The sequence below is a fragment of the Deinococcus rhizophilus genome (assembly GCF_030271215.1).
In the GTDB taxonomy this organism is placed as follows: domain Bacteria; phylum Deinococcota; class Deinococci; order Deinococcales; family Deinococcaceae; genus Deinococcus; species Deinococcus rhizophilus.
The window spans coordinates 20,898-27,360 of sequence record NZ_JASNGB010000018.1 but is presented as its reverse complement, the minus strand read 5'-3'; the positions used below and the strand labels follow the sequence as shown (position 1 = coordinate 27,360).

General features: G+C 69.5%; 7 protein-coding genes. 3 read left to right on the top strand and 4 right to left on the bottom strand.

What is annotated here, in order from left to right; translation table 11 throughout:
• Positions 1–101 precede the first annotated feature (101 nt).
• A complete protein-coding gene (locus tag QOL99_RS04085; protein ID WP_285521629.1) occupies positions 102–569 on the bottom strand; it encodes an S-ribosylhomocysteine lyase in 468 nt (155 codons plus the stop codon).
• A gap of 80 nt (positions 570–649) precedes the next feature.
• Here QOL99_RS04085 and lspA point away from each other — a divergent pair, with 80 nt between their 5' ends.
• A complete protein-coding gene (gene lspA / locus QOL99_RS04080; protein ID WP_285521627.1) occupies positions 650–1,180 on the top strand; it encodes a signal peptidase II in 531 nt (176 codons plus the stop codon).
• Between the two features lie 67 nt (positions 1,181–1,247).
• Here the strand turns inward: lspA and rpmB are convergent, their stop codons facing one another.
• Positions 1,248–1,463 (bottom strand): 50S ribosomal protein L28, encoded by a 216-nt coding sequence (gene rpmB, locus QOL99_RS04075; RefSeq protein ID WP_285521625.1) that lies wholly within the window; start codon positions 1,461–1,463, stop codon positions 1,248–1,250.
• A 187-nt stretch (positions 1,464–1,650) separates the two neighbouring features.
• A complete protein-coding gene (locus QOL99_RS04070) occupies positions 1,651–1,920 on the bottom strand; it encodes a GlsB/YeaQ/YmgE family stress response membrane protein (RefSeq protein ID WP_285521622.1) in 270 nt (89 codons plus the stop codon).
• Positions 1,921–2,174: 254 nt separating this feature from the next.
• On the opposite strand from QOL99_RS04070, the gene thrC reads away from it, so the two are divergent.
• Positions 2,175–3,212 (top strand): threonine synthase, encoded by a 1,038-nt coding sequence (gene thrC, locus QOL99_RS04065; RefSeq protein WP_285521620.1) that lies wholly within the window; start codon positions 2,175–2,177, stop codon positions 3,210–3,212.
• Positions 3,209–4,135, top strand: coding sequence for a homoserine kinase (gene thrB, locus QOL99_RS04060; protein ID WP_285521619.1), 927 nt, complete (start codon positions 3,209–3,211; stop codon positions 4,133–4,135). The genes thrC and thrB overlap by 4 nt, the downstream gene beginning before the upstream one ends.
• A 16-nt stretch (positions 4,136–4,151) precedes the next feature.
• Here the strand turns inward: thrB and QOL99_RS04055 are convergent, their stop codons facing one another.
• Positions 4,152–6,374, bottom strand: coding sequence for an MMPL family transporter (locus tag QOL99_RS04055; RefSeq protein WP_285521617.1), 2,223 nt, complete (start codon positions 6,372–6,374; stop codon positions 4,152–4,154).
• Between the last annotated feature and the right edge of the window lie 89 nt (positions 6,375–6,463).

Genomic DNA, 6,463 nt, shown 5'->3' with positions numbered 1-6,463 from the left:
GCTCAGAAAAGATACAGGCCATACGGCGTCTTGTCAACTCCCCCCATGCCGGGTCTTCACTCAGGCTGCGGGGGGAGTCTTCTTTCGTGTGCTGGACGGGGTTAACGGGAGAGGAGGACCGTCTCCTGAACTTTGAGGCCCTGGCTCAACGCGTCGCGGGCATGCTGCCGGGCCGCCGCGAGGTCGTGGTCGCGGTAATTGCCGCACTCAAGTTCACTGACCCCGGGGATGGGCCGGTCGTGGGCCTCCACCTCTCCCAGAGCCTGCTCGAAGGCGCGGCGCACGCCTTCCTCGTCCGGTTCACCGATAACGGCCATGTACATGCCCGTGCGGCAGCCCATTGGGGACACGTCGACCACATCGGTCAGGTGGTCGCGCAGGTAACCTGCCAGCAGATGCTCCAGGGTATGAATGGCGGCGGGTTCGATGGCGCCCTGGTTGGGCTGCAGCAGGCGCAGGTCGTACTTGCTGATCGCGTCGCCGCTGGGGGTGCGCTTGATTCCGGCCAACCGCACATAGGGGGCCTGCACCTTGGTGTGATCGAGATCGAAGGATTCCACGTTCGCCATGGGATTCATTCTGGCCGGAGGGTGGGCAGACAATGTGACCGGGCAGAGGAACGGCCTCCTTATCCGGCATACTGCGCGGCGTGCCCACCCTGCTTCGCCGCCCGCGTGCCTTTCCCATCTGGGTTCCGCTGCTGATCGCCGCGTCGCTCGTCGTCGCCGATCAGGCGCTCAAGGCGTGGGCGCTGGCGAACCTCGTTCCCGACGCGGCCCCGGTTCCCTTTATTCCGGGGCTACTGGGGTGGCAGCTCACCTTTAATACGGGCGCCGCCTGGAGCCTCTTCTCGGGCTCAGCGGTGCCTCTGGCAGTGGTCCGGTTGCTGGTGGGCCTGGGCATTCTGGGGTATCTGGTGGTGAAGCCCCAGCCCCGGCTGCTCTCGGTGCTGCTGGCGATGGTCGCCGCTGGAGCGGTGGGCAACAGCATCGACGGGCTGTCGCAGGGCCAAGTGACTGACATGTTCTACTCGCCGCTGCTCAGTGCGGTCACCCAGGCGCTGAACGCGGGCCACTTCCCTATCTTCAACATTGCGGATATCTGTGTGGTGCTCGGGACACTGATGCTGGTGGTCGTCAGTTTTGCCGACGAGCGCCGCAGCAAGGCCGGAGCCGCCTGACCCCGCCGGATCAGCCACCAAGAAGACGCCCCCAGCGCTGAAGCCGGGGGCGTCTCGGGTGAGGAGGTCAGGTCAGGCTCTTGCGGCACTTGGTGCAGACACGCATCCGCACGGCCACGCCATTACGGCTGACAGTGAGAGGCTGGAGGTTGGGCTTCTGGACCCGCTTGCTGATGCCAGTGACCTTGCGGCCCACGCCGCCCTTGGCACGGGCCTTACCACGGCGAATGACCGAGTTCACGACGATCGGCCCCTTACCGCACACTTCGCACACTTTCGACATGTTCCTTACTCCTTCTTCAACCTGACCCGCTGTTGTGCCGGGGGCTGGTGACCTGGACTCTGGTGACCTGGGACACTGCCGCGCCGGGCAGGGTCAGGCAAGCCTTTGAACTCTAGCACAAGGTCGGACCGGCAAGAAAAAGGTCTGGCATCCCTCTCGTGGGAGCCAGACCTCTGGAGTAACGGGCTTAACGCAGGATCTTGAGCGCCTTGAGAAGAGCGATCAGCACGACGCTGCCCACCACGCCCCAGATGATGCTCCAGAAGCTGAAGCCGCTACCGGCTGCCTCGGCGCCGCCGATGTTCAGCAGGCTGCCGAACAGCCACTGCGCCAGAACCGCACCGACAATCCCGATCAGGATGTTGGCGACCGCGCCCTGCTGCGCGTCGGTTTTCATGATCATGCTCGCGAGCCATCCGCACAGCGCACCCACCAGAATAAGAACGATCCAACTCATAGTTTCTCCCTCCAGGACGTTGAAGTTCAACGCTGTCGTGCGTCGTTGTGAGTGCACAATGGGACCGCCGGGCACGGCAAAGTGTTATGCAGACTACGTTCTCAAGGCCGACCCAAGAGCAGATGGAGGGGGGGCAAATCCCAGAGAGACGCGGGGCCCAGACAGGACCGGCCGGGTCTCATGTGGGGGTCAGGGCAGCCGGAGAGGGTTCCTCATGCAGGTTGGCCCGGTAGGATGCCTCAGGAGGACCCCCCATGCCTGGACTGCTGCACCGCTACCGTGAGTACCTGCCCCTGACCGACCGCACGCCCCCGCTGAGCCTGCACGAGGGGAATACACCGCTGATCCCGGCCCCTCGCCTGAGCGAACGCCTGGGCATTCAGCTGTTCCTCAAGTACGAGGGCCTGAACCCCACCGGCAGTTTCAAGGACCGGGGCATGGTCATGGCAGTGGCCAAGGCGATGGAAGACGGTGCAGACACCGTGATCTGCGCGAGTACCGGCAACACCAGCGCGGCGGCGGCCGCCTACGCCGCACGCGGGGGGTTGCGCTGCGTCGTGCTGATTCCGGACGGCAACATCGCGCTGGGCAAGCTCGCGCAGGCGGTGGCGTACGGGGCCGAGGTCATAGCGGTGAACGGCAACTTCGACGCGGCGCTGCGGCTGGTGCGGCAGATCAGCGCCGAGCATCCCATCGCGCTGGTGAACTCGGTGAACCCCTACCGGCTGCAGGGGCAGAAGACGGCGGCCTTTGAGGTCGTGGACGTGCTGGGGCAGGCGCCCGACGTGCTGGCCATTCCGGTGGGCAACGCGGGCAACATCAGCGCGTACTGGATGGGCTTTGGCGAGTACCACGCGGCGGGGCGGAGCGCGGCCCTGCCGCAGATGTGGGGCTTTCAGGCGGAGGGAGCCGCGCCGCTGGTCCGCGACGCCATCGTGGACGAGCCGCAGACGCTGGCGACGGCCATCCGGATCGGTAACCCGGCGAGCGCGGACCTGGCGCGGGCGGCGGTGCGGGAGTCGGGCGGCCTGCTCGACATGGTGAGCGACGACGAGATCATGCACGCCTATAACCTCGTGGCACGGGAGGGTGTGTTCTGCGAACCGGCGAGCGCCACTCCGGTCGCAGGGCTGCTCAAGCGGCACGCGGCGGGCCTGCTCACACCGGGGCAGACGGTCGTGGCGGTGCTGACGGGCAACGGGCTGAAGGACCCCGACGCTGCGCTGCGGGCGGTGGAGGCGCCCCGAGCGGTGCAGGCCAGGTTGGAGTATGTGCTGGAGCGGATTCTTTGAGGGAAGCCGGAGACACAGCCTTCACCGTCCGCGCTCCGGCGAGCAGCGCCAACCTGGGGCCGGGCTTCGACAGCCTGGGCCTGAGCCTGCCCCTGTTCACCACCGTGACGGTGACCCCGCAGGCCGTGGCCGAGGTGGTGCCCCTGGGACCGGAGCTGGCCGGAACGCCCGCCGACGAGGGGAACTATGTCTACCAGGCGATGCTTCTGGCAGCGCGGCAGGCTGGACGCGGGTTGCCGTCCGCCCGGGTTGAAATCCAGACAGAAATCCCCCTGGCACGGGGCCTGGGCAGCAGCGCCGCCGCACTCGTGGCCGGAATCGTGGCCGGGAACGAGGCGCTGGGACGGCCTCTGAGCGAGGCGGAAGTGCTGGACCTCGCCGCACGCGAGGAGGGCCATCCCGACAACGTGGCCCCCGCGCTGCTGGGGGGCATCGTGGTCGCCACACTGGACCGGCTGGGCACCCACCATGTCCGGCTGGACCCGCCCCCGCACCTGGGAGTCACGGTGCTGATTCCCGACTTCGAGCTGTCTACCAGCAGGGCGCGGGGGGTGCTGCCGGGCGAGTACAGCCGGGCGGACGCCGTGCACGCCCTCTCGCACGCCGCGCTGCTGGCCGCCGCATTCGCGCAGGGACGGCTGGACCTGTTGCGGCACGCCATGCAGGACCGCCTGCACCAGAACTGGCGGGCGCCGCTGGTGCCGGGGCTGAGCGACATTCTGGAGGGCGCGACCGGGCACGGCGCCCTCGGGGCGGCGCTCAGCGGGGCGGGGCCGACGGTGCTGTGCTTTCACGATGCGCGGGAGGAGACGGCGGGGTTGCATGCCTTCCTGCATGGGGTGATGGAGGCACATGGGCTGACGGGGCGGGTGCTGGACCTGCCCATTCAGACGGAGGGAACTGTCGTTCAGCGGGGGGGCTAGGCCGGGGGGGATAGGCTCAGTGCTCCAGCCGCAGCCGGGGCAGCAGGCGGTCGAGCCAGCCGGGCAGCCACCAGTTCCACCGTCCGGCGAGCTTGAGAAAGGCGGGCACGAGGACGAGGCGCACCAGGGTGGCGTCCAGCGCGACGGCAACCGCCAGCCCCAGCCCGATGCTCTTGTTCGCCACCACGCGCCCGGCGATAAAGGCCGAAAAGACGATGAACATGATCAGCGCCGCCGAGGTGATGATGCGGGCGGTGCGCCCTACCGCGAGGACGACCGCCTCGTCGTTGGGGTGGCCGCGCAGCACCTCCTCCTGCACGCGGGAGAGCAGGAAGATCTCGTAGTCCATGCTCAGGCCGAAGAGGACCGCGAAGAGGATCAGCGGGAGGCTGGAATCCAGCACGCCCACGTCGTCGGGGATGCCCAGCGGCCCGGCCAGGAAGCCGCCCTGCACGACCAGGGTGACCACCCCGTAGGCCGCGCCCACCGTCAGCGTGTTCATCAGCAGGCTCTTGAGCGGCACCAGCAGGCTGCGGAAGGCCACCATCAGCAGCAGGAAGGTCGCCGCGAAGACGGTCAGGACGGCGGCGGGCAGCGCGTCCGTGAGCGCCCGGCTGAACTCGCGCTCGCCGACCGGAGCACCCCCCAGCAGGAAGCGGAAGCCCGAGTCCTCCAGCACGCCGCGCAACCGTCCCTCGAAGGGGTCGATCTGGTCGGCCCGCAGGTAGGCGTCGGGGACGACCGTGACCCGCAGCAGGCGGCGGTCCTCGCTGAAGGAGCGGGAGGTCAGCAGGCTGAGGGCCGCGATGGCGTCCGTTCCGCCGCCGCCCGCTTCCCCGGCGAGGTCCCCGGGCGTGAGGAAAGGGCTGATGACGGTCTGCACGCCGGGAAGGGCCCGCAGCTCCTCCACCACCGCCTGAAAGCGGGCGCGGTCGGCGGGGCCGTAGCGCTCGCCCCCGAGGTCCAGCACCACCTCGAACTGGCTGAGCAGGCCGCCCGCGCCGAGGTCGCGCACGTCGGCGAGGGCGTCGCGGCTCTCGACGCCGGGGGTCAGGCCCCAGGCGCCCGCGTAGCCCGTCCGCATGTTCAGGGCGGGCAGGGCCAGGGTGACCAGCAAGAGGGTGCTGAGCAGCACGGCGAGGCCGGGGCGGGACGTGACCCGGCGGGCCAGCGCCGTCCACGCCGCCGACGCGCCCGCGTTCTGCGCCCAGGGAAAGCGCAGGAGGCGCGGACTGTTCACCCGCTCGCCCAGCAGGGCCAGCAGCGCGGGAAGGACCGTTACGCTGGCAAGCACCGTGAGCAGCACGACGAGAACCCCGCCCAGCCCCATCGAGCGCACGAAGGCGATGGGCGGCAAGACCAGCGCGGCCATCGCGATCGCCACCGTCAGGCCGCTGAACAGCACGCTGCGCCCGGCGGTGAGCACCGTGCGGGCGGCGGCCGCGCGGGAGTCGCCGTCCCTGCCCAGTTCCTCGCGGAAGCGGCTCACCATCAGCAGGGCGTAGTCGATCCCGGCCCCCAGCCCCAGCATCGTGATGACGCTCTGGGCGAAGGTGCTGACCTCGGTGACGCGGGTCAGGCCGTAGACGCCCGCCATCGCCACGGTGATGCTCAGGACGCCCACCATCAGCGGGAGGCCGGTCGCCACCAGCGCCCCGAAGACGCCCAGCAGCACCAGCGCGGTCAGCGGCAGGGCTGCGAACTCGCTGCGTTTGGTGTCGCTCTCCGCGAACTCGGTGAAGTCGTCCGCGATGGCCTGTCCGCCCGTGACCTGCACCGCCAGCCCGTCTCTCCCCACCTGACCAGCGTAGGTCCGCACGCGGGCGAGCGTCTCGGTCGCGCCCTCCTCCAGCGGAATCTGCGCGACGGTCAGCGAGAGGCGGCCGTCCTCGCTGACCGTGGGCACGGTGCCCTGCGCCCCGGCCGCGAGGACCCGGGTCACGCCGGGCACGTCCTCCAGCCCGCTCAGCAGGCGGTCGTAGGCGGCCCGGCCCGCCGGGGTGGTCAGCGGGGGGGCGTGGCGGGTGACGAGGAGGGCGGTGTTCGTGTCCTCCTCCCCGAAGCGCCCCCGCAGCAGGGCGGTCACGCGGGTGCTCTCGGCGTCGGAGAGGCCGCCGGGGTCGGCGCTGAGGTTCTGGGGGGCCAGCGAGGCCGGGTAGGCGCTCAGCAGCGCGAGCAGGCCCCACAGCGCCAGCACCAGCCAGGGGCGACGGGTCACGAACTCGGAGAGGGCACGCACGCGGGGCAGTAGAGCACGGCGGGGAGGGGACTTTTCCCTCCGGGTGGGCTCAGTGCACCGTCCCGGACATTCCGACTTTCCGGGAGAGC